25 protein-coding genes are annotated in these 24,631 nt (G+C 65.9%); 18 read left to right on the top strand and 7 right to left on the bottom strand.

Annotated elements, in window-relative coordinates:
- Positions 1 to 16: 16 nt before the first annotated feature.
- Together QYL91_RS02980 and QYL91_RS02975 are read left to right on the top strand one after the other, a co-directional pair.
- Positions 17 to 1,366: a glycerate kinase type-2 family protein gene (locus QYL91_RS02980; RefSeq protein ID WP_302081899.1), complete on the top strand. Its 1,350-nt coding sequence runs from the start codon at positions 17 to 19 to the stop codon at positions 1,364 to 1,366.
- Between the two features lie 25 nt (positions 1,367 to 1,391).
- Complete coding sequence (locus tag QYL91_RS02975) at positions 1,392 to 2,192, top strand: hypothetical protein (RefSeq protein ID WP_302081898.1); 801 nt, start codon at positions 1,392 to 1,394, stop codon at positions 2,190 to 2,192.
- A 145-nt stretch (positions 2,193 to 2,337) separates the two neighbouring features.
- Here the strand turns inward: QYL91_RS02975 and icd are convergent, their stop codons facing one another.
- Positions 2,338 to 3,600: an isocitrate dehydrogenase (NADP(+)) gene (gene icd / locus QYL91_RS02970; RefSeq protein WP_302081897.1), complete on the bottom strand. Its 1,263-nt coding sequence runs from the start codon at positions 3,598 to 3,600 to the stop codon at positions 2,338 to 2,340.
- Between the two features lie 259 nt (positions 3,601 to 3,859).
- Here icd and QYL91_RS02965 point away from each other — a divergent pair, with 259 nt between their 5' ends.
- The 3 genes from QYL91_RS02965 (at position 3,860) to map (ending at position 6,201) form a co-directional block, all read left to right on the top strand.
- Complete coding sequence (locus tag QYL91_RS02965; RefSeq protein WP_302081896.1) at positions 3,860 to 4,726, top strand: isoaspartyl peptidase/L-asparaginase; 867 nt, start codon at positions 3,860 to 3,862, stop codon at positions 4,724 to 4,726.
- A 70-nt stretch (positions 4,727 to 4,796) separates the two neighbouring features.
- The gene (locus tag QYL91_RS02960) at positions 4,797 to 5,273 is read left to right on the top strand and encodes a phosphate-starvation-inducible PsiE family protein (protein ID WP_302081895.1); all 477 of its coding nucleotides are present in this window, start codon (positions 4,797 to 4,799) and stop codon (positions 5,271 to 5,273) included.
- Positions 5,274 to 5,310: 37 nt separating this feature from the next.
- Positions 5,311 to 6,201: a type II methionyl aminopeptidase gene (gene map / locus QYL91_RS02955; RefSeq protein ID WP_302081894.1), complete on the top strand. Its 891-nt coding sequence runs from the start codon at positions 5,311 to 5,313 to the stop codon at positions 6,199 to 6,201.
- Positions 6,202 to 6,296: 95 nt separating this feature from the next.
- Here the strand turns inward: map and QYL91_RS02950 are convergent, their stop codons facing one another.
- Complete coding sequence (locus QYL91_RS02950; protein WP_302081893.1) at positions 6,297 to 6,497, bottom strand: DUF7835 family putative zinc beta-ribbon protein; 201 nt, start codon at positions 6,495 to 6,497, stop codon at positions 6,297 to 6,299.
- 253 nt (positions 6,498 to 6,750) lie between these two features.
- Between QYL91_RS02950 and QYL91_RS02945 the strand changes: the two genes are divergently transcribed.
- The 3 genes from QYL91_RS02945 (at position 6,751) to QYL91_RS02935 (ending at position 10,073) form a co-directional block, all read left to right on the top strand.
- Positions 6,751 to 7,296 (top strand): HIT family protein, encoded by a 546-nt coding sequence (locus tag QYL91_RS02945; protein WP_302081892.1) that lies wholly within the window; start codon positions 6,751 to 6,753, stop codon positions 7,294 to 7,296.
- Positions 7,297 to 7,423: 127 nt separating this feature from the next.
- Entirely contained in the window at positions 7,424 to 8,362 is a 939-nt protein-coding gene (locus tag QYL91_RS02940) for a cation diffusion facilitator family transporter (RefSeq protein WP_302082892.1), read from the top strand.
- Positions 8,363 to 8,408: 46 nt separating this feature from the next.
- Positions 8,409 to 10,073: a sensor histidine kinase gene (locus QYL91_RS02935; protein WP_302081891.1), complete on the top strand. Its 1,665-nt coding sequence runs from the start codon at positions 8,409 to 8,411 to the stop codon at positions 10,071 to 10,073.
- 36 nt (positions 10,074 to 10,109) lie between these two features.
- Here QYL91_RS02935 and QYL91_RS02930 read toward each other — a convergent pair whose 3' ends face one another.
- A complete protein-coding gene (locus QYL91_RS02930) occupies positions 10,110 to 11,369 on the bottom strand; it encodes a tRNA (N(6)-L-threonylcarbamoyladenosine(37)-C(2))-methylthiotransferase (protein ID WP_302081890.1) in 1,260 nt (419 codons plus the stop codon).
- Between the two features lie 96 nt (positions 11,370 to 11,465).
- Here QYL91_RS02930 and QYL91_RS02925 point away from each other — a divergent pair, with 96 nt between their 5' ends.
- The 4 genes from QYL91_RS02925 (at position 11,466) to QYL91_RS02910 (ending at position 14,760) form a co-directional block, all read left to right on the top strand.
- Positions 11,466 to 13,028 (top strand): spermidine synthase, encoded by a 1,563-nt coding sequence (locus QYL91_RS02925; RefSeq protein ID WP_302081889.1) that lies wholly within the window; start codon positions 11,466 to 11,468, stop codon positions 13,026 to 13,028.
- Positions 13,029 to 13,131: 103 nt separating this feature from the next.
- Positions 13,132 to 13,740 carry a helix-turn-helix transcriptional regulator gene (locus QYL91_RS02920; RefSeq protein ID WP_302081888.1) on the top strand — a complete coding sequence of 203 codons (609 nt, stop codon included), beginning with the start codon at positions 13,132 to 13,134 and terminating at the stop codon, positions 13,738 to 13,740.
- A 181-nt stretch (positions 13,741 to 13,921) separates the two neighbouring features.
- Positions 13,922 to 14,329, top strand: coding sequence for a hypothetical protein (locus QYL91_RS02915; RefSeq protein ID WP_302081887.1), 408 nt, complete (start codon positions 13,922 to 13,924; stop codon positions 14,327 to 14,329).
- Between the two features lie 62 nt (positions 14,330 to 14,391).
- Positions 14,392 to 14,760: an SHOCT domain-containing protein gene (locus QYL91_RS02910; RefSeq protein ID WP_302081886.1), complete on the top strand. Its 369-nt coding sequence runs from the start codon at positions 14,392 to 14,394 to the stop codon at positions 14,758 to 14,760.
- 9 nt (positions 14,761 to 14,769) lie between these two features.
- Here the strand turns inward: QYL91_RS02910 and deoC are convergent, their stop codons facing one another.
- Positions 14,770 to 15,435 (bottom strand): deoxyribose-phosphate aldolase, encoded by a 666-nt coding sequence (gene deoC / locus QYL91_RS02905; protein WP_302081885.1) that lies wholly within the window; start codon positions 15,433 to 15,435, stop codon positions 14,770 to 14,772.
- A gap of 82 nt (positions 15,436 to 15,517) precedes the next feature.
- Between deoC and QYL91_RS02900 the strand changes: the two genes are divergently transcribed.
- From QYL91_RS02900 to QYL91_RS02890, 3 genes are all read left to right on the top strand, one after another.
- Positions 15,518 to 16,387: a DUF63 family protein gene (locus QYL91_RS02900; protein WP_302081884.1), complete on the top strand. Its 870-nt coding sequence runs from the start codon at positions 15,518 to 15,520 to the stop codon at positions 16,385 to 16,387.
- A gap of 61 nt (positions 16,388 to 16,448) precedes the next feature.
- A complete protein-coding gene (locus tag QYL91_RS02895) occupies positions 16,449 to 17,174 on the top strand; it encodes a nucleoside phosphorylase (RefSeq protein WP_302081883.1) in 726 nt (241 codons plus the stop codon).
- Positions 17,175 to 17,237: 63 nt separating this feature from the next.
- Positions 17,238 to 18,722, top strand: coding sequence for an HPP family protein (locus QYL91_RS02890; RefSeq protein ID WP_302081882.1), 1,485 nt, complete (start codon positions 17,238 to 17,240; stop codon positions 18,720 to 18,722).
- 66 nt (positions 18,723 to 18,788) lie between these two features.
- Here QYL91_RS02890 and QYL91_RS02885 read toward each other — a convergent pair whose 3' ends face one another.
- From QYL91_RS02885 to QYL91_RS02875, 3 genes are all read right to left on the bottom strand, one after another.
- Positions 18,789 to 19,067, bottom strand: coding sequence for a DUF8106 domain-containing protein (locus tag QYL91_RS02885; protein ID WP_302081881.1), 279 nt, complete (start codon positions 19,065 to 19,067; stop codon positions 18,789 to 18,791).
- Between the two features lie 43 nt (positions 19,068 to 19,110).
- Positions 19,111 to 19,281: a DUF7317 family protein gene (locus tag QYL91_RS02880; protein ID WP_369685636.1), complete on the bottom strand. Its 171-nt coding sequence runs from the start codon at positions 19,279 to 19,281 to the stop codon at positions 19,111 to 19,113.
- Between the two features lie 231 nt (positions 19,282 to 19,512).
- The gene (locus QYL91_RS02875; RefSeq protein WP_302081879.1) at positions 19,513 to 20,673 is read right to left on the bottom strand and encodes an NAD-binding protein; all 1,161 of its coding nucleotides are present in this window, start codon (positions 20,671 to 20,673) and stop codon (positions 19,513 to 19,515) included.
- A gap of 106 nt (positions 20,674 to 20,779) precedes the next feature.
- Between QYL91_RS02875 and QYL91_RS02870 the strand changes: the two genes are divergently transcribed.
- From QYL91_RS02870 to QYL91_RS02860, 3 genes are all read left to right on the top strand, one after another.
- Positions 20,780 to 22,051, top strand: coding sequence for a potassium channel family protein (locus QYL91_RS02870; protein WP_302081878.1), 1,272 nt, complete (start codon positions 20,780 to 20,782; stop codon positions 22,049 to 22,051).
- Positions 22,051 to 24,243 (top strand): TrkA C-terminal domain-containing protein, encoded by a 2,193-nt coding sequence (locus tag QYL91_RS02865; protein ID WP_302081877.1) that lies wholly within the window; start codon positions 22,051 to 22,053, stop codon positions 24,241 to 24,243. The genes QYL91_RS02870 and QYL91_RS02865 overlap by 1 nt, the downstream gene beginning before the upstream one ends.
- A 105-nt stretch (positions 24,244 to 24,348) precedes the next feature.
- Positions 24,349 to 24,627: a ubiquitin-like small modifier protein 1 gene (locus QYL91_RS02860; RefSeq protein ID WP_302081876.1), complete on the top strand. Its 279-nt coding sequence runs from the start codon at positions 24,349 to 24,351 to the stop codon at positions 24,625 to 24,627.
- Positions 24,628 to 24,631: the final 4 nt, after the last annotated feature.

The raw sequence follows: 24,631 nt of genomic DNA, 5'->3' as shown, positions 1-24,631 counted from the left end.
GCCGAAAATGAGGGGTATGTTCACGAACCGCTCACAGCACCGGCGCTCGCGCCTGCACGGCGACGCGCTGGACTGTCTCCAGGCGGGTATCGAGGCCGCCCATCCCGAGCAGGTCGTCCGCGAACACGTCACCCTCTCCGATGGAGTCCTGTCGGTCCACGGCGAGCAGTTCGACCTCGGTGACTACGACAACGTCCTGGTCGCGGGTGGCGGCAACGCGGCCGGCACGGCCGCACGCGCACTCGAGGGCGTCCTCGGTAACCGCATCGACTCGGGAGCTATCATCACCGACGACCCCGCACCGACCGACACGATACAGGTATTGGCTGGTGACCACCCCGTCCCCAGCGAGCGCGGCGTCGAGAACACCCGCCAGATGCTCGCGTCCCTCGACGACGCAGGCGAGTCGGACCTCGTCGTCGCGCTCGTCACCGGCGGTGGGAGCGCGCTGATGGTTGCCCCCGCGGAGGGCATCGAACTCGCCGACCTCCAGTCGCTGACCGACGCGCTCCTCGATTCCGGTGCCGCCATCGGCGAGATAAACGCCGTCAGGAAACACCTCTCGGCGCTCAAGGGCGGCGGCCTCGCCCGCACGGCAGCGCCGGCGACGGTCGTCGGACTCGTCTTCAGCGACGTCGTCGGCAACGACCTCGGGACGATTGCGAGCGGCCCGACGGCACCCGACGAGACGACCTACGCCGACGCCCTCGCCGTCCTCGACCGCTACGACGTGCGCGCACCCGCGGCCGTCCGGGACCGCCTCGAACGCGGCGCCCGCGGTGACCTCCCGGAGACGCCAGGGCCGGACGACCCGCTTTTCGACACCGTCTCGAACTACGTACTCGCGGACGGTCTCACCGCCGTCGAGGCCGCCGCAGACGAGGCAGAACGGCAGGGCTACGCTCCCGTCGTGCTCTCCTCGCGCATCCGCGGGGAGGCACGCGAGGCGGCGAAAACACACGCCGCAATCGCCGAGGAGTGTCGGGCCAGCGGACATCCGGTCGAGCCGCCGGTCGCGCTGGTCTCGGGGGGTGAGACGACCGTCACCGGCCCCGGCGACGGTGTCGGCGGTCCGAACCAGGAGTTTGCACTCGGTGTCGCCGTCGACCTGGACGACGGCCGGACTGTCTTTGCCAGCGTCGACACCGACGGCATCGACGGTGCGACCGACGCCGCGGGCGCGCTCGTCGACGACGAGACGGTCACGGACACTGAGACGGCGCGGCAGGCACTCGCCGACCACGACTCCGGCCCCTTCCTCGACGCTCGCGGAGCCGTCTTGGAGACTGGTCCGACGGGGACGAACGTCAACGACCTGCGGGTGCACCTCGTCGCTGACGGGGGCGACGGGAGCGGTACATCTTAGAGCCCCGCCTGTGACGGCCGATACGATGCGCGGGACTGACCTCTTTGCCCTCTCGGCTGGCTCGTTCGGTGGCGGCGCCTGTGTTCTACCGGTCGTTCTCGCCGACGTCTCGGTGGCGACCCTTTCGCCGCTGGCGGTGGCCGGCGCCGCCGCGGCCGGGGTCGGAGCAGTTGTCGCGGCCGCCGCGCGGGCGCTCGTTGCTGAGGACGCCGTCGAACGGTTCCGGGACCGGCGGTGGGCGATACAGCTCCCGTTCGCGCTGGTGCTCCTCTATCTGGGTGTGACCCTCCAGTTTGGCCTTGCCGGGCCGGGAATCGACACCCGCGCCCTCTATCTCGGTCTCGCGAGCACCGGGCTGACAGCGCTCGGTCTCGCCGGGATGGTCAACGCCAGCCAGTCGCTGCACACCGAAACCGTCGTCGCCGACAGTGAAATCTACGTCCCGCTCCCGAGTACGAAGACCGACCGCCGGGCCCGGCTCGAACGCCGGGTCGGCGGCGTCGCGCTCGTCGGTCTGGGTGCGCTCGTCGGCGTCGGTCTCGCGACCGGCGAGTCGGTCCCGCTTGCCTTCCTCGTCATCGGCCTGCCGGGCGTCGTCCAGTTGCTCCGGGCCCGGGGCAGTGAGCAGGCGCTGACCGACGCTGGCCTGCGACAGGGCGGGACGGTCCACCCGTGGGACGACTTCGAGGGCTACGAACTATCGGCGGAGCACCTCGTGTTCACCCAACCGGGCTGGGTCGGCGACGTCCGAATCGATCGCGAGCGCATCGACGACGAGGACGACGTGCTCTCGGTGCTGTCGATGTTGTTCGACGAAAGCTCGTAATCGACGTCAGTGCCCGACGGTCTGACTGCTGCTGTTGCGGACGAGCGACTCCCGTATGCGTTTTCGTTGTCGGAAAAGCGCGTCGCGAGTTGCCCGCCTGAAAAACTCGCCTTCGGCGGATTTTGCTATGTTCTCCGCGCGACTCTTACGCGAGTCGCTCGATGTTGCTGACGACTTCGTCGGCGTACTCGCTGGTGGCGAGTTTCTCGCCGCCTTCGATCTGGCGTTCGAGGTCGTAGGTGACCTTCTTCGAGGAGATGGTCTCCTCGACGGCGTCTTTGATGAGCTGTGCGGCGTCGTTCCAGCCCATGTACTCGAACATCAGGACGCCCGAGAGCATCATCGCGGTCGGGTTGACCTTGTCCTGGCCGGCGTACTTGGGCGCGGAGCCGTGGACCGGCTCGGCGAGACACAGCGCGTCGCCGAAGTTCGCACCGGGCGCGATGCCGAGACCGCCAATCTGGGCGCCACAGGCGTCCGAGAGGTAGTCGCCGTTGAGGTTCATCGTGGCGATGACGTCGTAGTCGTCGGTCCGGGTCAGAATCTGCTGGAGCATGTTGTCGGCGATGCGGTCGTTGACGACGACAGCATCCTCGGGGGCTTCGCCGTCTCGCTCCTCCCAGAGGGTGTCCTCGCTGATGACCTCGTCGCCGTACTCCTCTTCTGCGACCTCGTAGCCCCAGTCGCGGAAGGCGCCCTCGGTGAACTTCATGATGTTGCCCTTGTGGACGAGGGTGACGGTGTCGCGGTCGTGTTCGAGCGCGTACTCGATGGCCTGGCGGACGAGGCGCTTGGTCCCGAACTCGGTAATCGGCTTGACACCGATGCCGACGTCTCCGTCGTGGATGACGTCGTCTGCACCCATCTCGTCTTCGACGAACTCCTTGACCTGCTGGACCTCGTCGGTGCCGGCCTCCCACTCGATGCCGGCGTAGACGTCTTCGGTGTTCTCACGGAACGTGACCATGTCCATCGCGTCGGGGTTTTTGACAGGTGATGGAACCCCGTCGAGGTGGTAGGTCGGGCGGACGTTCGCGTAGGTGTCGAGCGTCTTCCGGAGTGCGACGTTCAGCGACCGGAAGCCGGCGCCGACCGGCGTCGTCAGCGGCCCCTTGATAGCGACGCGGAACTCCTTGATTGCCTCGACGGTGTCTTCGGGCAGGTTCTCGTCGTATTTCTCGCGGGCGGTCTCGCCGGCGTAGACGCGCATCCAGCTGATGTCCCGGCCTGTTGCCTGTGCTGCGGCCTCGAGGACCTGCTGTGCTGCTGGGCCGACGTCTGTCCCGATACCGTCACCGTAGAGAATAGGAATAATCGGATTCTGTGGGATGTCGAGCACGTCGTTTTCCTCGTCTACTACCTCGATGGGCTCACCCTCTTCGGGTACTTCGATTTGGTCGTACGTCATATACCCCCCTGTTTTTCCCCCTGGGCTAAAGTAATGCCGCTTCGCGTGGACTGTAATGATAATCCCGGATAGATGCAGTGGGATTTCTCAGAGGGCTGGTCCGTCTCACGCGCTGGCAGTTCCTGCACAGTGAAGAGCCACTGACTGTCCCTGTCGTCGGTGGCTGTCCTCGGTCTGTTCTCGGCTGTTTGCCTGGTGTCGTCTCTGGTCGCGTTCACTGCGCCGACACGGCTTTTTCGCCGGCGGTCGTACACATCGTATGGACCTTCTCGTCCACGGTGGCGCCGGCAGCGCGCCCGACGACCCCCACGCCCGCCAGACTGTCCTCGATGCGGCAGCAGCCGTGGGGGTCGACTGCGAGAGGCCGGTGGCTGCCGTCACCGCGGCGGTCCGGCGACTCGAAGCCGACCCGCAGTTTAACGCCGGGGTGGGGAGTGCCGTCCAGAGCGACGGCGTGATTCGCACTGACGCGGGGTTGATGACCAGCGACGGTTCGGCTGGCGCGGCCGGTGCGATGGCCGGTGTGAAACACGCAATCGACGTCGCTCGGGTCGTCAAACGGGAGACGCCACACGTCCTGGTCGTCGGGGAGCCGGCCGTCTCGCTGGCCGACTCGGCGGACATCGAGACGGCGTGTGACCTTTGGACCGAGCGGACACGCGAGCGCTGGCGGGCGGCCGACCCGCCCGACGACGACAGTCCGGACGCGCACCTGTCGTGGGCCCGCGAGCACTTTGGCGACGGCCACGACACTGTCGGTGCAGTCGCAACCGACGGCCGGCGACTCGCTGCGGCGACGTCGACCGGCGGCCGCTGGTTCGCACTCGCTGGCCGTGTCGGGGACGTGCCACAGGTCGGTGCGGGCTTCTATGCGACGCCTGGGGCGGCAGTGAGTACGACGGGGGACGGCGAGGCGATTCTCCGGTTCGGACTGGCCCGCCGCGTGGCCGATGCCGTCGCCGACGGCGAATCGCCACAGCACGCAGCAGACCGCGTCCTCCGTGGGTTCGCGACCGAGACTGGCGGTGGGGCCGGGGTCATCGTCATCGGTGCAGACGGCCAGACTGGGACCGCATACAACACAGACGCGATGCAGACCGCCAAACTGGCTCGGGAAGACACCTGACGCCAGATTTGGGTCAGCATTTAACCGACTGTCGGCCATAACGCCTGCAAGATGGCCCGGAGATCAGACCATGGCTGAAGACGGGGGCCAGGAACCCGAGACGCAGACACTGCCGACCTTCGACGAGCTAGCGACGCTGATGGACAACTTCGTCAACCTTGTCGAACTGGGAGCGGCGGCACTATTCGCGCTGCTCTTTGCCGTCGGCGTGGTCGACCTCGCGTTAATCATCGGCGAGGCGACGCTCGGAGGCAAGATCACCGACCCACAAGTGGTCATCGGCTTCATCGACGTGGGGTTGCTCTTGCTCATCATCGTCGAAGTGTATCAGACGGTCGTCGCATACATCCGGGAAAACGACACGCGACGCATCGTCCGACTGGTCATCTACACCGGCGTCATCGCGCTCGTCCGGAAAGTCATCATCTTCCGGACCGAGGAGTACGCGACGTACCAGGACGCGCTGCTCGTCGCCATCGCGTACACAATCCTGACATTCGGGCTGGTCGCATTGCTGTACGTCGACCGCAAGACGAGCGAACCGTAACGGCAAACACTTTCTCCCCGACCGACCAAATCTGGATATGAGCGTCGATTTGACGAGCGAGCAGTACGAGAAACACCGCGAAGCGGGTGAGATTCTCGCCGAGGTTCGCAACGAGGCCGCAGAGATGGTCGAAGTCGGTACGAGTCACCTCGAAGTCGCAGAGTGGGCCGAAGACCGGATTCGGGACCTGGGTGGGAAACCGGCGTTCCCGGTGAACATCTCCATCGACGAGGAGGCCGCCCACGCCACACCCAGCATCGACGACGACTCCACGTTCGGCGAGGAGATGGTGAACCTGGACATCGGCGTCCACGTCGACGGCTGGCTCGCCGACACTGCCGTCACGGTCGACCTGTCGGGCAATCCGGACCTGAAAGACGCCTCTGCCGAAGCGCTCGACGCGGCCCTCGAAACCGTCGAGGCGGGTGTCCAGACCGGCGAAATCGGGGCGGCAGTCGAGGAAGTCATCGAGGGGTACGGCTACAACCCCGTCGTGAACCTCACCGGGCACGGCCTGGGTCACTGGGAGCAACACACCACGCCGAACATCCCGAACCGTGCGGTCTCACAGGGTGTGGAACTCGAAGCCGGCGACGTCGTCGCAATCGAACCGTTCGCGACCGACGGCGGCGGCAAGGTCAGCGAGGGCAGCGACGAGGAGATTTTCGCCCTCGAACGCGAGGCGTCGATTCGCAACCGCCAGGCACGGCAGGCACTCGACCAGATTACCGAGGAGTTCCGCACGCTGCCTTTCGCGACGCGGTGGCTCGACACCTCCCGTGCGGAGATGGCGCTCCGGCGCCTCAAGCGCAACGACATCGTCCACGGCTATCCGGTGTTGAAAGAAGACGAGGGCTGTCTGGTCAGCCAGAAAGAACACACCATCATCGTCACCGAAGACGGCTGTGAAGTGACGACGCGACTGTAGCCGATTCGGCGGTTTCTGTCACGAAACTCCGCTGGACAGAAGACGCGTCCACGAAGACGAAGCAAGCGACAGCGCGTCGATGGGGCCAGACGGCGCTATGCGTTGTTCATCCGCGTCTGCTCGGTCGTACCACAGACCGTGCATTCGCTGACGCGGTATGGCTCGCGCGAGAACTCGGCGTTTTCCGGGTCAGGACTCTCCGTGAGAATCTTGACCGTAACGTCGTGGGGGGTCGTCCGCCCGCAACTCTCACACTCCTCTGTAATATCTGCGACAGCATTCGGTTTCGTGGCCATCCTACTTCGAAAGTCACCGTGACGTAGTATAAAAAGGGCCAATAGTTGAGTCCGTTCTGACTGTTTTATCGCCCGATAGCGACCTGATTTTGGGTATCAGTAGGGCAGAAGACGCGATACCGTTCATAAACAATCTTTAGACCTTCGTTCACCGTCACTGCGCTGAACGGCCGGTGGCTTTTTATAGTAAAAGAACTGCGGCACGGCGGCGGTTGGCAGGAGGTATTTGCCGACGGCGCGACGACGTGGTGACATGGAGCAGGTCTTTGCCCCCTGGCGTATCGACTGGGTCGAACGCGACGACAAAAACGACGGCATCGAGGGATGTGTCTTCTGTGAACTTCCCGACCGGGACGACGACCGGAACAATCTCCTGCTGGCACGCGACGACCACGCCTTTGTCATGTTGAACAACTACCCCTACAATCCGGGTCACGCGATGGTCATTCCACACCACCACACCGGCGAGTATCGTGACCTCGACGCCGAGACGCTCCTCGCAAAGGAGCGACTGGTCCAGCGGACCATCGACGCGATGGACGAGGCGCTGTCGCCGGACGGCTACAACGTCGGCTACAACCTCGGTGGCGGCGCTGCCGGGGGCTCTATCGACGACCACCTCCACGCGCATATCGTCCCGCGCTGGGGTGGCGATACGAACTTCATGCCCGTCATCGGCGACACGAAAGTCATCGTCGAGGCGGTCACGGACTCGTACGACCGGTTGCACACCGCCTTCGGCGAGCAGGACGGCGTCCGCGTGACGGACGGCGAGAGTGCTGTCGTGGTCGAATCCTGAGTGGGCCGCGGTGAGACCGTCGCCGGTCGGTGGGGTTGAGACTCCGATGTCCGTACCTGTCGAGGAACTCCCCGTCGGCGTCGACCGAGCGAAGCGATTTAACCCCGGGGGCGTGAACCCCCACCGAATGTCCCGACGGCGCACTCTCCGCCGCGTTGGCCTGCTCGTGTTGGTGGCCAACGTCGCGCTCGTCGTTGCGAAGGGCACTGTCTACTACTGGACCGGCAGTCTCGCCGTCGGTTCCGAGGCGGTCAACAGCCTCGCGGACAGTGCGTACAGCCTTGTCATCGTCGCCGGACTCTATCTCACCACACAGCCGCCGGATTTCGAACACCCCCACGGTCACGAACGCATCGAGCCCTTTGTCTCGCTGTTTGTCGCGCTCGGTATCTTCGCCGCCGGCGGCGCGGTATTGTGGCAGGCGGCCACGACGCTCCAGTCCGGCAACGTCACGGTCGCGCGCGGACCGGCCGCCGCCTCGGTTCTCGTCGTCTCCGGCGTTGTCAAGTACCTGCTCTACCGGTACTGTCTGCACGCCGCCGACGACACCAACTCCCCGGCGCTTGCCGCGACTGCACTCGACAACCGCAACGACATCCTGACCGCCAGCGCGGCACTCGTCGGCGTCCTCGGCGCGATGGCCGGCTACCCAATCCTGGACCCGCTCGCGGCGGGGCTGGTCGCATTCGGCATCCTCTATACCGGCGTCGAGGTGGTCCAAGACAACATCGACTATCTGGTCGGTGCGGCCCCGCCGGAGAACCTGCGCCGGGAAATCATCCGCCGTGCGCTCGCCCACCCCGACGTCGAGGGGGCCCACGACGTCATCGCCCACTACGTCGGCCCGGAAATCGACGTGAGTCTCCACATCGAGGTCCAGGGCGACCGGACGCTCATGGAGGCCCACCGCATCGAGACCGACGTCGCACAGGCTATCAGCGCGCTCGCGGAGGTCGACGACGTCTTCGTCCACGTCGACCCGAAAGAGGCCGGCGAGTGGAAACCCGACGACGAGGTCGACCAGCTCGTCGGCGGGCGCATCCACGACCGCAACGAGAAGCCCTGAGTCGTCCGGGGCCTATTTGTAGCTGGCACGCCACTCGACAGACAGCATGGCTGCAGTACCGGGCAGTACAGCCCAGACGCTCTATATTGTTGCATTCGGTGTTGCCACGGTCGCCTGTCTCGGAAGTTTGGTCCGTGCCCGACACGTCGAAGACAGAGCGACGCGGTACGGACTGATCGGACTGCTCGCCGGGAGCGGCGGCTGGGCGGCGTCTCACGCCGGTGTCTTCGTCCTGCCGACGGCGGACCTGAAAATCGCGTCGTACTCTGTCGGCCTCGTCCTCGGGTTCTCGACTGTCTTCTCGTGGCTGTACTTCTGTTCGGCCTACTCCGGGCGCTCGCTGCACCGCAACCGGACGCTCCGCTGGGCCGGGCTTGCGCTGTATCTGGCCGTCGTGGCGGTGAAAGTTACCAACCCGCTTCACCACCAGTACTTCGTCGCCGACGTGGTTCAGACCAACAGCGGCGTCTTCGTCGACATCCAACAGCAGGCGTTTCACTGGGCGGCGACGGGACTGGCCTACGCGCTTGCTGCCGTCGGCCTGTTCATGCTGTTCGAGCGCTTTGCCAACGCCGGCTACGAGACCCGGCCGCTGGTCGCTCTGACTGGCCTGACTGCTCTGCCGGCGCTTTTCGACATCGTCGGGTTCAGCAGTTCCGTGATTCCGAACGTCATCTACGCGCCACTCGGGGTCGCCGTGTTCGCGCTCGGCGTCCTCTTTGTCTACGAGGACCGGTTCCTGGCGGTCCAGCTCACCGGCGACGTCGACGAGGCCTTCGTCTTTCTCGCCGATGACGGCACAATCAGAGACTACAACGACGCCGCCATGGCGCTGTTCCCGGACCTGAGTGGTGCCCGCGGCAACACAGCCGAGACCGTCGACGGCTTGGGGATGGTCACCGGCCAGGAGGGCGACATACTGGATGTCACTATCGACGGCCAGCCCCGCTACTACATGGTCACGTCGACGACGTTCAGGCTCGGCCAGGCCGACATCGGCGAGGTGGTGATGTTCTCGGACGTGACCAGCATCGAACGCCAGCGCCGCGAACTCCAGCGGCACAACGAGCAACTGGAGGAGTTTGCGTCCGGCATCCGCCACGAACTCCGCAACTCACTGCAGGTCATCCGTAGCCGCGTCGCTGCCGCGGGGTCGGCACTCGACGAGGGGCGTGTCGACATGGCACAGGAGTCACTCGGCGCGGCCTCCGAGCGGACCGGGCGGATGTCGCGGACGGTATCCGACCTCGCGACGCTGGCCCAGTACGGCCAGACGGTCGGTGACCTCTCGACGGTCTCGTTTCGCGAGGCCGTCGAGGCCGCCTGGCGACAGACCGAGACCGCGTCGCTGACGTTGACCGTCGAGGGCGAGGGCGAACTCGTCGCCGACAGTTCGCGGCTTCAGAACCTCTTCCAGAGTGCTATCACCTTCGCTCGCTACAACGAGGCGACCGAACTCGTCGTCAGTCTCACCGACGACGGCTTTACCATCACCGACGACGGCACCCATCCGGGCGAGGAGAATTTCGACAAACTGTTCGACTACGGCCACGCCGTCCCCAACGCCGAGGCGGGGATGGCACTGCCAAACGTCGAGACGCTCGCCGAGGTCCAGGGGTGGACCGTCGACGTCGACCCGGCGTACGACGCGGGGATTCGCATCCGCATCGGCGGCGTTCACGTCGACCAGTCCGACCCGGTGACTGGCTAACCGCTCACAGCAGGACCGCGTGGGCCGTGGCTTCGCTCAGACCAGTTCGCCGAGCGCGTAGACGGTGTTGTGGCCCGTAATCTCCGCGTCGACGATGTCGCCGACGGCAGCCTCCGCTTCCGCACCGGGAATCGCCACCTGCCGGTAGGCACGGTCGTAGCCGACCAGCGAGTCGCCGGTGCCGTCCTCGACCAGCAGTACTTCACTTTCCTGCCCGACCATCGACTCGTAGGCCGCGCCGACCACGTCCATTTTCACCTCGCTCATCTCCTTCGAGCGGTCCTTCTTCGTCTGGCCGCCCAGCCCCTGCATGTCGGCAGCGTCGGTGCCAGGTCGCTTCGAGAAGCGCGTGACGTTGATTTTCTCCGGGCGGGTCTCCCGCAGGAGTGCGAGACTCTGCTCGTGGTCAGCCGGCTCCTCGGTCGGGAAGCCGACGATGAAGTCAGTCGAGAGCGTCCAGTAGTCCAGTTGCTCCTCGAACGTCTCGACTACGTCGACGTACTCGGAGACGGTGTGTTGGCGGCGCATATCCGCGAGCAGGTCGTCGCTGCCCGACTGGACGGGCGCGTGCAGGAAGTTGTAGAGTTCGTCGTGTTCGGCGAAGACGGCCGCGAGTTCCTCCCGGACGCCGTGGACGCCGGCCGGGTTCGCCATCCCGACGCGAACCCGGAACTCCCCCTCGATTTCGGTGCAGATGCGGTCGAGTAGTTCGGGGAGGAGACTCTCGCCCTGGTTGCGGTCCCAGCCGTAGACGCCCGTGTCCTGGCCGGTAATCCGAATCTCCCTGGCGCCGGCGTGGACGAGTGCGCGTGCCTTCTCGACGTTCTCCTCGACGGGCGGTGACTCGATGCGACCCGTCGCGTGTTTCGTGATACAGTACGAACAGTCGGACATGCACCCGCGCGCGATAGGGAGGATGCCGACGACGCCGTCGACGACCGGTTCGGTGTCGGGCGTGACCGTCGGGCACTCACCGTTGCGGACGTGTTCGGGCACGTCGTCCCAGTGGAGCACGTCGGCGTCGATGTCGGCCTCGCGGAACTGCTCGCCCTGCGCGAGTGCCATACAGCCCGTGATGACGAGGTCTGCGGGCGTTTCCTCGTCGAGTTCCCGCGCCCGCCGGAGCATGTTGTCCTCGGTCTTCTCGACGACGGTACAGGTGTTGAGGATGGCGACGTCGGCCTCCTCGGGGCCGTCGGCGGGGTGGTGGCCGCCGTCGCGAAGCGCCCGCTCGATTTCGCGGCTCTCGCCCCGATTGGACGTACAGCCGTAGGTCTCGATGTGATAGCGGGCCATTGACTACGACTACGGGTGCGTGGCAAAAAGCGCGACGTTCCACAGCGATGCCCGACAGTCACCGTTATACTGTCGTAGCCGTTAGCGGGCCACACAGTGTCGCAGGTCCCCGCCCGTCTCCAAGGGCACGTTCCAAACCGTGTCGAGACGGCCGTCTTCGTCTCCGGCGTCGCGAGTATGGGGCTGGAAATCGTCGCCGGTCGTCAGATTGCCCCGGTCTTTGGCTCCAGTGTCTTCACCTGGGGGTCGATTATCGGCGTCTTCCTGGCCGCGCTCGCGGTGGGCTACTGGCTGGCCGGCCGCAGCGCCCGCGAGAACGCCTCCCGGAACGCGCTCGCGCTCGTCTTCGTCGCCACCGCCGCGTACGTCGCCCTGCTGGTCGTCGCCGGCGACCCCATTCTTCGAGCGACCGAGAACGTCGGCCTGCCCGCACGCTTTGCGCCGGTCCTCCCGATTACGATTCTTTTCGGCCCGCCGACTGTCCTGCTGGGCTTTGTCAGCCCGTACGGGGCGGAACTGGTCGCCGCCGAAGGGCCGGGCGACGCCTCCGGACAGGTGTACGCGCTGGGCACCGGCGGGAGCATCCTCGGCGCGTTTGCGACGACGTTCGTCCTCATCCCCGAAATCAAGCAGGGCGTCGTCGGCATCGAGTTCGGTTTCGGCGTCTTGCTCTTGCTGACCGCCGTGCTCGTAGCGCCGCGGGGCAACTCCAGTACACGGGCGGCAATCGGGCTCGTCGGCGCTGTCCTCGTGTTGGCGTTCGTCCTCGTGACGTTCGCACCGCTGGCCAGCGGCGACGTGGTCTACGAGACACAGACGGCCTACCAGCAACTCGAAGTCGTCGACGACGACGGCGTCCGGACGCTGTATCTCGACGGCGTCCCTCACAGCGCGATGGACAAGAACCAGCCCGACCGCTACGTGTTCTCCTACACCCGATACTTCCATCTCTCGATGCTCGCGACCGACGACGTGGACAACGTCCTCTTTATCGGTGGCGGCGGCTTCTCCGGCCCGAAACGCTTCGAAAGCGAGTACAACGTCAGTATCGACGTCGTGGAAATCGACCCCGAAGTCGTCTCGACGGCAAAGCAGTACTTCCGCGTCCAGGAAAGCGAGAACTTCCGTATTCACACCAGGGACGGCCGCCAGTACCTCCAGGAGACAAACCGGACCTACGACGTGGTCGTCCTCGACGCCTACCGCGCCGACAAGGCCCCGATTCATCTCACCACCGTCGAGTTCATGCGCCTGGTCGCAGACCGGATGGACGACGACGGCGTCGTCGTCGCAAACGTCATCTCCGGCCGGACCGGGCCGGAGTCGGCGTTCTACCGTGCCCAGTATCGCACGATGGCCCAGGTGTTCCCGCAGGTGTACAGTTTTCCCACAAGCGAGTCCGGCGGCCTCCAGAACATCGAACTCGTCGCCACCAACGCCGAGCAGAGGCTCTCGCAGGCGGACTTCGAGCGCCGGAATCGAGAGCGGTCGATCGGCATCGACCTCTCCCGGGAGATTAGCTTCTACCGTGGGACAGTCGACGTGGGGGATGCGCCGGTGTTGACCGACGGCTACGCGCCGGTCGACAGCCTGCTCGCACGGCAGGTCGACACCGAGTACGTCATCGAACGGACCAACGACACCCGCGCTGCTGGATGAGACCGACCATCTCCCCCCCACCCGGCGCGAACCGTAACAGGTTCGCGGCTCCCGCTCGTAGGGCCGGTATGACCGAGCAATTCGCCGTCCCGGGTGTCGTCCCATGAACCGACGCCGTGTGGACGCGTTCGTCGGAGCGCTCGTCGCGGTCGTGCTCTTCGGCGGGGCCGCGCTCAGCTGGCAGGCCTACCAGCGACGACGTGCTGTCGACCAGACGATGGGTTCGATGATGGGGTCGTCGATGGGCTCGATGCACGGGACCGACCCGCTGTGGTACGTCCTCGGGACACTCACCGTCGCAATCGTCGTCGGCGGCGGGTATCTCCTTGTCCGCGAGGACCTCTCCGCGCCGGACGCGACCAGGCGTGTCGGCAGTGCGGACGGCGGAACCGAACGTACCGCGCCCGTGGACTCGCCGGCAGGGCCGCCCGTCGACCAGCCCGACCACCAGCCACCCGGACCGGACGCGGGGACGGCCGAGGCCAACCCCCAGGAACGCATTCTCGACCTGTTGCCCGACGACGAACGCCGCGTCCTCGAACCGGTTCTCGACTCACCCGGCATCACCCAGATAGCGCTCCGCGACCGGTCTGACTTCTCGAAGAGCAAGGTGAGCCAGACCGTCGGCGAACTCGAAGAGCGCGGACTGCTCTACCGGGAACGCCAGGGACGGACCTACCGGGTCTTTCCGAGCGACGACCTCCGAGAGTAGACTGCTCGTTGTCACGTCTGGGCCAGAATTCTCGAACTCGCGGATTCGGCAGGGACGAACGGTCCTGTGTACGAAAAACGGTTAGAATCGCTTAGCGACGTTCTCGAACGGTCTCCTGCGTGGGTTTTCACCCTCGTGGATAACCCCTCGACCCTTGTACGGACAGATGAGGAGAAACACAATGAACAGCACTCTCGGACGCTGGCTGGTCGTAACGCTCGCAGTCGTCGGACTCGCGCTCGCCGTTCCCGCGGTCGGCGCACACGGCGACGAACCGACTCGGACCGACGGGACGGTCACCGCGGACACCCCGACCAACGACACGACCGTCTGGCCGGCCTGGATGCAAGACCACATGGACGCACACATGGGCCCGGCAGCCACCGAGTGGATGGAGTCACACGTGGGCGTGGCCAACGGTAGCACGCAGGACGCGGCTGGCCACTACTGGGCCGACGAAGACACCCGTGACAGCCACTGGAACGATGACACTCACGACAGCGCCTGGGCTGACGAGGATACTCGCGACCGCCACTGGGACGACGACACCCGCGTTCGCGGAACCTACGGCCACGGCCACGGGTGCTAACACCCGTCTCCGGTAACGGCACTCGACACACAACCGACTGACACCCTGACCACACCAAGACAATGACCAGACACACCAGGCACGGACGCACAGTTCGCAGACTCGTGATTGCCACGGCGGCGGTGCTCGTCGCAGCGACCGGAACGGCCGCCGCGATGGGGACCGGGAGCCACGGCACCGGCTCGATGGGCGGTGGCTGGCGGCTCTTCGGTGGCACGATGGGGCTGTGGGGACTCCTCTGGATGGGGCTCCTGATTGGCGTCCCGCTGTTCGTGGGCTACTCGCTTCTCACGCGCGAAACGGACGCCGACGGCGGCTCGCGCGGCGGAACCGACCGGCCCCGGTCGCTCCTGCGCGAGCGCTACGCTCGGGGCGAAATCGACGAGGAGGAGTTCCGACGCCGGCGAAATCAACTCGACCGAACCGATTGAGGCGTTCGACTACTTGTCGTCGGTCGCTGCGTCTGCTTTTCCGGTCGCATCGCGGTATTCACTGACGATGACGTCGCCGCTCGACGCGCCGATGCGCTCGGCGCCGGCCTCGAACATCGCGTCTGCGCGCTCCCAGGAGCCGATGCCGCCACTCGCCTTGACCGGGAGATATTCGCTCATCACTGCGACGTCTTCGACTGTCGCCCCGCCGTCGGCAAAGCCAGTGGCGGTCTTGACGAAGTCGGCGTCGGCGTCGACAGCCGCCTGACAGACGTCCCGGAGTTCGCCGTCGTCCAACAGCGGTGCCTCGACGATGACCTTCACCGGAACCGGGACGGCTGCGGCGACTTCCGCGAGTTCCCGCTCGACGGTCTCGACGTCACCCTCCCGCAGGGCGCCGAGGTTCGCGACGACGTCGAGTTCGTCCGCGCCGTCGTTCCAGGCCGCCTGTGCCTCGTGGCACTTCGTGGTCGTCGCGTGCTGGCCGTGCGGGAAGCCGACGACAGTGACTGTCTTGACGGCTGGTGCGTACTCGGCGGCGTCAGCGACGTAGCAGGGCGGGAGGCAGGCTGCCATCCCTTCCTGGCGGGCCGTGTCGAGTACCGCTGTCACGTCCGACCAGGTCGTCGTCGGGCCGAGGACCGTGTGCTCGATTCGTGCGGGAACGTCGTCCATGCTGTACTGGTGTGGCCAGGGGACCAAAACTTCCGGTGGCCGACCGGAAAGGCTTTTGCCCGTGGCTCGCGGCTGGACCGATATGCAGGTTCCGTTCGAGGGGTTCGTGGTTCCGTCGGTGGAGTATACGGCCCTGCTCGTGGTTGGGACGGCAGTCGTGCTCGCGCTACTGTACGCAGTCCAGCCGCCAGTGACACAGCGGACTGTCCTCGCCTTTGTCCCGTGGATGATAAGCGGCTCCGCGCTGCACGTCTTCTACCAGCTGGGCGAAGTCTACCAGGTCCAGATTTATCCCCCGACCCTGGCACCGCTCTTTTCGGCGCCGGCCGTCTATCTGACAACGTTTCTCGCGATGGGCTTTGTCTGGGTCTTCTCCACGATTGTCGGCATCCGCGCCCGCTCCAGCGTCAGCGGCAAAGACAAAGTCACCCAGTATCTCGGCGCACTGGGGCTTGGTGTGGCAATCACGCTGGTCGGGCTGATGATCTGGCAGGGTCTCGACCCGGCCGTCGGTCCGCTGGAGCCGATTCTCCCGCTGGTCGGTATCATCGTCACGATGGTCGCGACCTTCGTCGTCTACATCCTCATCGGCACCTGGCGGACCCACATTATCGCCCAGGCCCGCCTCGTCGGGGCGCTCGTCCTCTTTGCGCACCTCCTCGACGGTATCACCACTGCCATCGGCGCCGACGTGCTCGGCGTGACCGAACGCTCCGCGCTCTCTGCGCGCATCATGGAGTTTGCCGCCGGCCTGCCGACCGAGCCGTATCTCGGGACCGGGTGGCTCTTCGTCGTCGTGAAGATGCTGCTGGCCACCGTTATCGTCGTCGGCTTTGCCGACTACGTCCGCGAGGAACCGACCCGCGGGAACCTCTTTTTCGCGCTCATCGTCGCACTCGGCCTCGGCCCGGCGATGAACAACGTCTTCCTGTTCCTGCTGGGCGTCTCGTAGTATCGCTCCAGCGCGGTCGCGAACCACGCCGAGTTTTCACCCTCCACACCGAAAGCCGCGTATGGGAAAGCAGCCACACCTGCTCGTCGAGGAGGGTGACCTCGCAGACATCGCGCTCGTCCCCGGCGACCCGGGACGTGTCGACCGTATCGCAGCCCACTGCGACGAGGCGACGACCGTCGCCGAGAACCGCGAGTACAAACTCGTCAACGCCACCTACGAGGGGACAGACCTCACCATCTGTTCGACCGGTATCGGCTCGCCGTCTGCGGCTATCGCCGCCGAGGAGCTGGCCGCCGTCGGCGTCGAGACGCTGATTCGCGTGGGGACGACCGGCGCGCTCCAGTCCGGCATCGAAATCGGCGATATGGTCGTCGCGACCGGCGCGGCCAAAGACGAAGGGACCACCAAACGCTACGAGGACGACACCGTCCCGGCGGTGCCAGATTACGACGTTCTCACGGCGCTCGTCGACGGTGCCGAGGATAACGGCGAGGACGTTCACGTTGGCCCCATCGCGACGGACGACGCCTTCTACGCCGAGACCGACGCCTACGTCGAGGACTGGGAGGATGCGGGACTGCTGGCCGTCGAGATGGAGGCGGCCGCACTCTTTACACTGGCCCGGCGGAAGGGACTGCGTGCCGGTGCCATCTGTACGGTCGACGGCAACCTCGTCGAGGGCACACAGAAAGGCGAGACCGACGCCGAGGAACTGCCGGCCAAGGCGAAAAACAACGTCGAGCGCGCTATCGACATCGCGCTCGAGGCCGCGACGCGACTCTGAACGGTCGGTCCACGCCTCGCACCTGCCACGGGATTTTTCTTCTCGGCTGTGAAACAGCCAGCCATGCGGAGCCGCTGGCGTGTGCTTCTCGACCGTCTTCGCCGGTTCGAGCAGCGCGAACTGCGTGAACTGCGCCAGTGGCTAGCACAGACGAGCAACCTCGTTCACCTCTCGATTTTGCTTCTCGTGCCGCTGGTTATCGGTCTGGTGACGATGCTGGCCAACGCCGTCGGTGCGCTCTCCTTTCTGCTCTACCCGCCGCTTGCCTCCGGTGCGTACACGCTCTTTGCCAACCCCGAGGGCAAGTACGCCTCACCGCTCCGGTTCGTGGGCGGGTTGACCGTCGGCGCGGCGTGTGGCTGGCTGGCCGTCGTCCTGGCGTCGGCGCTGTTCTATACGCCTCAGGCCGGGGAAATCCACGCTATCGGCGCGGCGTTGAGCGTCTTTCTCACCGGGCTCGTGACGTGGGCACTGGACATCGAAGAGCCAGCGGCGTTCTCGACGGCACTGCTGACGCTGTTCGTCTACGCCCAGATAAACAACCCCGAGCTGTACGTCCTCAGCATCGCCGCAAGCAGTGGTATCGTCGCGCTCGCCTTCGAGGGGTGGCGACAGCTGGTCTACGAACAGCGCGCCCGGTATCTCTACGAGTCGACGCGGGGCGACGACCACGTTCTCGTTCCGATGCGTGGCGAGGCGGCCGCTCAGACGGCGATGCTGGGTGCCCGTCTCGCTGCCGCACACCGTGCGGGCAAGGTCGTTCTCCTCGATATTGTCGACGACGAACGGGTCGCCAGAGCCGAACGCTCGCTGTTGCGCGACCACGACCAGACGCGACTCATCGCTGCGGAGACGTCGGGCGAGTATCTCGACAACCAGGGCCGGGATGCGCTGGATTCGCTCGGCGGTGGCGAGGCCGTCTCCGGTGCGGTCAGTACCCTCGAAGCGCGGGCCAACCGCATCGAGACACAGGTGGGGGTCCCTTGCGAGGTTGTTGTGGCCGCCAACGGCGGTAACACTGCACAGACAGTCGTCCAGACCGCCCGCGAGGCAAACTGTGACCTCGTCGCGGCGCCGTACGAGACCCACCGCGGGACGGTCACACAGTTCGTTCGGGACCTCTTTGGCAGTGATGTCGACGTACTCGTTCACCGCTCGACGGGCGAGCGGACGCGCTGGCGGCGCATTCTCGTCCCCGTCAGAGGGCCAAGCGGCGTCGCCACGAGCATGGTCGATTTCGCCACGCGACTCGCCGCCAAGACCGGCCAGGTCAGCGTCGCGACCTGTATCAATGACTCCAGCGAGCGGCGTGCCGCCGAGGAGCGCCTGGCCAATCTCGTCGAGACGTTCGAGGGGAACATCGAGACGCGCGTCTCACAGACCTCAATCGAGACGTTTCTCACCCGTCACGACCACGAGTACGACCTCATCCTGCTGGGTGCAAGCCAGAACCGAAGCGCCGCCTCCCGGTTTATCTCCCCGCCGACGTTCGAGCGCATCGACAGCGACGCTATCGACACCGACGTCGCCATCATCGACCGGAACTAGGCCGTTGAGTTTCTGACTCACTCGCTGCCGTCGCTCCGGGAGACCGGGCTGTCGCACCCCTCGAAATCAGCCGTGACGCAGTACCCGGTACCAGAACTCCCGCCATGCGTTCAGGCTCTCCTCCCAGGTTTGCCAGAACGTAGCCGTGGGATGGGTCGTGTCCGTCCCTGGACCGACCGGACGGGCCGCAATCTCCGTTCCACACTCTGGACAGTCGTAGTGGCGGGTGCCGGCTGTCTCGGCACACACCCAGTCACCGTCATATCGGCTCCGATGTGTGCAATTCGGACAGAACAGCGCCGATTTTGGCGTCCCCTCGGCTGCCGGTTGTGCCGTTGACGTCATCGGTTGCCCTGTATTGTGTGTCTCACTGCGTGTGTCCTCGTGGTCAGCGACGGGCCGGAGCACGCTCTGACTTCTCACGGACCTGAATCCCACGGGACCGCAACTCCGTTTCCATCTTCGTCGGGGAGACACCACCGCGCTCGGCGGCCTGCTCGAGTGTAATCGTCCGGCTGCGATACAGTGTCATTGCCGTCATCAGTGACCTGAAAGACATTGGTTTCGTCACTCTCTCGTAGAGTCTGTGCATATTTAAACATTCTGTGGGAACATATACCAGGACACGACCAAGAAAAAGCTTCAAAAGTAAATATTCGCCCACTCAAAGCTCACATTAGTGTATGTATGGCTATACCAGACACGATACCCGAAGGTGGGACGGAACGGATACAGCCGTCGGTGTCGAACGGCTTGGCGAGGAAAAACTGGGCGCGAGCGTCGACGGCCGCTATTCTTCCATCATTTGCTCGGCGACGTCCTCTACGTTCGTCTCCCCGAACGCAGACCGGACGAGCAGTCGCCCGCCGATGACTGCCGGGCTGACGACGGTATCGGCTCCGGCCCGGCGGAGTTTCTTGACGTTGTCCCGGTTCGTGGCGGCGGCGACGATGCGGGCGTCGGGGTTGAGTTCCCTCGCGGTCAGAATCGCGAAGGCGTCCTCGGCGTCGTCGTTGGTCGCCGCGATGATGGCGCGGGCGTGTTCGACGCCGGCAGCCTCCAGCGGTTCCTCGCTGCTCGGGTCGCCGACGAGGACGTCGATGTCGTGGTTTCTGAGCGTCGTCGCACGCTCCGAATCCGGTGTGATGACGACGAACTCGGTGTCGCCGTCGCGGAGTTCTTCGACGAGCGGTTCGGTCAGGTCGCCGTAGCCGAGGACGACAACGTGGTCCTCGTAGAGGTCGTACTGTGTCGTGGTCATGGTTCCAAGTGCCCGCGAGAAGCGGGCCTGAATCGCTGGGCCGAGCACCGACCCGAGTGCCAGCGCGAAACTGGCCGTCCCGAGAACGATAAGCGAGATGCCGAACAGGCGGGCCTGTGCCGACTGCGGGGCGGCGTCGCCGTACCCGACGGTGCTGGCGGTCGCGATGGTATAATACAGCGCGTCAGTCAGCGTCTCGACGCCGGTAAACTCCTCACGAAGCGCGAACGCGCCCGCCGTCCCGTAGACGAGCGTTCCCACGAGCGAGGCAGTCGCCGCGAGCTGTGCCGTCGAAAACGATGCCGGCCGGTCGAACCGCCGATAGTTCACGAGCAACACCGGCAACGAGAGCCCCGACAGAACGACCAGCGGAAGCGAGAAGACGCTCCCCTGAACGAGGCCCTGCACGGCGGTAATCGGCAACAGCGCCACCGTCGCATACCACCCCAGCCGGTAGCCCTGGCGGAGTTCGTACGCGCCGGTCAACAGGAGAAACCCGGTCAGCGTCCCGGTGAACCCGGCCGCCTGCTGGGCCGCCGGTGGGATGTAAGCCGCGAGAGGGCCGGTCGTCTGCTGGACGGCGATGTTGGCGATACCCGTCGCCAGCGAGAGTACTGCCGCAGTGGTAGCCAGTAACACGGCCGTTCTGGTCCCCAGAATCTTTCTGTGGGTCGGTCCCTCGTCGCTCATCTACCGACTCTCACGACGGTCCGTGTAAAATGTGCTGGCATTTGCGAGTTTGGCAGGCGTCTGACGGTGCGACAGTCCTTTACTGTGCGACTGCGTGTGCCAACGTATGGCGTCGCTGCCCGTGGAGATACTGCTCGGTATCTATCTTGGACTGCTGGTGGGGATGGTCCCCGCGCTCATCTCCTGGGCACTCGGTTTCGTCTTCAAATACGTCACGAACGTCACGCTCCCCGGCTTCGGTGTCGCCGTCCTCGCGATTGCGCTGGCCGGTGTCAACGGCGGCCTGCTCGCGATTGCGGACCGCTCGATTACGGGGTCTCCGAACGCCCCCCGCGTCATCACCGCTATCGTGGTCGTCAGCATGACCTCGATGTACGCCCACAATCGCGGCGACAACCTGGGTGCGACACTGCCGAAACGACTCTCGCTCTCCGATTTCCGGCCGCGAACGCTCTCGAAGGATTTCGCCGACCTCATCGGGAGTGGCGACGAGGTCCGGATTCGCGTCGTCGGCGAGGTCGCGGACATGGAGGGGTATCCACCACTCTCCGAGGAACTTCGCGCCGACCTCCGTAACGCCGAACTCACCTTCCCCGCCGACCTGCGTCTCGACGAACTCGAAGACCGGATGGCCGACCGTCTCACCACCGAACACGACCTCGGTGACGTGTCGGTCTCTATCGACGAGCGCGGGCGGGCGACGGTGGTCGCCGCCCCGCCGTTCTCGGGGCTATCGAAACGAATCGGCGACAACCGCCACGCTGTCTCCGTCTCTGGACTCGTTCCGACCGGATTGGCACGCGGCGACGAAGTGACTGTCATCACCTCGAACGCGCAGGTCCGCGGGACCGTCGTCAGTGCCAACACCGGCGACAGCGAACGTGCCAGCGGCGACGAGGCGGCCGCTGACGCCGAACCGCTGTCTATCGACGGTGCGGACGACGACTCTCTCCCGAAACCGGTGCGTGCGCCGACGACCGACGGCGGCGAGGGCCGCGTGACCGTCGCCGTCACCCGGACCGACGTGCAACCGTTGCTCCGGGCGGACCGCGCGAAGGTCGTCGTCGAGTCCCGTGGCACGCGCCGCGAGTACGAGGTTATCTCGCTGTTGCGCCGCGCAGACAAGCGCTTTCGCCGCTATACGGTCCGTGCGGGGAGTGCACTCGCCGGGCGGACGCTCGGCACTGCCGGTCTCCGAGACGCCTACGGCGTCGTCGTCTTCGCCGTCAGGACCGCCGAGGGCTGGGTCGTGGCCCCTCGCGGCGAGACGACACTTGAGGAGGGGGACGAACTGTTTGCCGTGGGGACTCGCGACGAACTGGAGTCGTTTTCGAGTGCGGCCAGTACGACCGACCGCGTTCCCGGGGGTGACGACTGATGGCGACGCTTACGCAGGTGAGCGAACTCGTCGCCCAACTCGGCGGGCTGGCAATCTTCGCAGGGACGCTCGCGGCCGTCGCGGCCTTCGTCTATCGCTGGTACGTCCGCGAGGAGATTCCGCGCGGACTCGGCCTGCTGGTCGGGCTCAGCGGCGTCGCAGTGTATCTGAACACGACGGCGGCACTCGGACAGGTCATCGGCGGGAGCAGCGCGCCGACTGAAATCGAGGTCGCGCTGTTCAACATCACCGCCTTCCTCGTCGGCGCTGGCGGTGCGACGGCCGGCCAGTGGGCCGGCGACCAGTTTGGGTCGGAACTGTTTCACGGGCAGGGACTCTCAGACGTCGAGAGCGATGTCGGCCGGCTGGTCCAGTCGGTCGGCCGTGTCATCGCCGTCGAACTCCCGTCGGACATCGACGACGTGGTTGGATACGACCCCGTCTCCGCCGAGACCACAGAGGCCCTCGCGGGCAAGACGTTCCTGTTTCCCCGGCGGCTGACCGTCGACGAACTCGAAACCCGACTCGTCGCCCGGCTCAAGACCGACTACGGCGTCGGTCACGTCGACCTCGACCTCGCCAAGGACGGGACCGTCGAGTACCTCGCGCTCGGGAGTCGCGCGGCGGGTATCGGACCGACGCTCCCGCCGGCGACCAACGCCGTCGCCATCCGCGCCGACCCGGCCTTTTCCGCGAGCGCGGGCGACCTGGTTCAGGTCTGGGAGACCGACCCGATGCGCCGCGTGCTGACGGCGGAACTGCGCGGCGTCGCCGACGACACCGTCACTATCGCCATCGATGCCGCGGACACGCAGAAAATCGACCCGACGAGGGAGTATCGGCTGGTGACCCTGCCCGTCGAGGACCGCCCGGACCGCGAGTTTGCCTCGCTGCTTCGCGCGGCCGACGAGACCTTTAGCTCCGTGACCGTCGAGGCGGGGAGTCCGCTCCACGGGCTGCCGATTGCCGCGCTCGACCTCTCGATTGTCGCGGTCAAACCCGATTCGGGGACGCCGAACGCACTCCCCGACCCGTCGACCGTCCTCGCTCCCGGCGACGTGGTCTTTGCCATCGCCCGCCCCGACGCACTCCGCCGGCTGGAGGTCGCTGCGACGCCGCTCGACCCCGGCCTGGTCAGCGAGCCGACGCCGCGGCCGCAACGCTCGCGCCGGTCCGGCGCGACCTCCACGACCGAGGCGACGGCGGCTGACACTGAGTCGACGGCCGACGACGCCGCGGACCAAGACGCGCCGCCACAGCCAGACGCCGACGGCGACGCCGCCCCGGAACCGACCGACGACGACACAATCGAGGCCGCCGAGGCGGCGACCAGCGACGACGGCGGCGAACAGACCGGCGAGTCCGACGACGAGGCCGAGACCACTGACTTCGACCCGCCCGAAGCCGAAGATACCGACGACGCTGCCGAGGCCGACGACACGGCCGCAGGCGCGGTTGGCAACTCCTCGTTCAAGCAACTCAAAGAGGAGTTCGAGTCCGGCGAGGCCGACTGGAGCGAGGGCGACGCGACGAACGGCGGCCAGTCCGACTCGACAGGCGAGCGCGGCGACACGACCGAGTCGGCTCAGGCCACGGACGACTCGGCCGACGAGTCGCCGTCCGACGACGGCCTGGGCGACGCGCTCGCCGACGCGGGCGAGGACCTCGCTGACTCGGGCAGTGACGAGCAGGCTGAACCCGACAACGCGGACGACGACCTGGACGACCTCGGCTTTCGAGACGAGGCTGACGACGATGGCCTGGCCGACGATGACGGCTTGACAAACGATGATGCACTCGATTTCGGCGACGAGAGCGAATCTGCCGGTGACAAATCGGACTCGGATGAGATGTCGTTCGACGACGAGGAGGAAGACGACGACCTATCGAGCCTCGGCTTCGACGATGGGGAAGACGACGATGACCTGTCCAGTCTGAGCTTCGACGACGAGGAGACGGAGGGGCTGTCATTCGACGACGAAGACACGGCCGATGAAGACGAGAATGTGGCTGACGAAGACGACGGGAACGAGGAGGACGAGGACGACGAAGATGAAGACGACGATGAGGACAGCGGGGGCGGCGGTGCGTCGTCGTTCCAGCAACTCAAAGAGGAGTTCGAGTCCGGCGACGCCGACTGGGAGGACGACATCTCCGACAGTCCGGGTGGCGATATGCGACTCGACGAGTAGGAGACGCCGACCGAAGGGAGGGGGTTCCGGTAACGAGCGGTTCTCCGGAAGCGAGCGGGGGACGCAGTGGGAACGCTCTTTGTCTCGGCGACCAGGCGGCTAACTATGGAGTGGCGACTCTTCGCGACGCTTTCGGAGACTGCCGGCGCGGATAGGGTGTCCCTCGACGTCGACGGTGAGGCGACGCTGCGGGAGGCGTTCGACGCCCTTCTGGATGCCCATCCCGACCTGGCGACTGAACTCCTGGACGACGACGAGACACTGTACGACCACGTCCGACTGCTCGTCGACGGTGGCGACCCCTTCGCCGAGGCCGACGGCTGGGCGACGACTGTCGACGCCGAGAGCGAACTGGCGCTGTTCCCGCCCGTCAGCGGCGGCTAGTTCG

The organism is Salinibaculum rarum, assembly GCF_030505615.1.
GTDB lineage: Archaea > Halobacteriota > Halobacteria > Halobacteriales > Haloarculaceae > Salinibaculum > Salinibaculum rarum.
The sequence above is the reverse complement of the archived record's forward strand: the minus strand, read 5'-3'. Positions and strand labels throughout refer to the sequence as shown.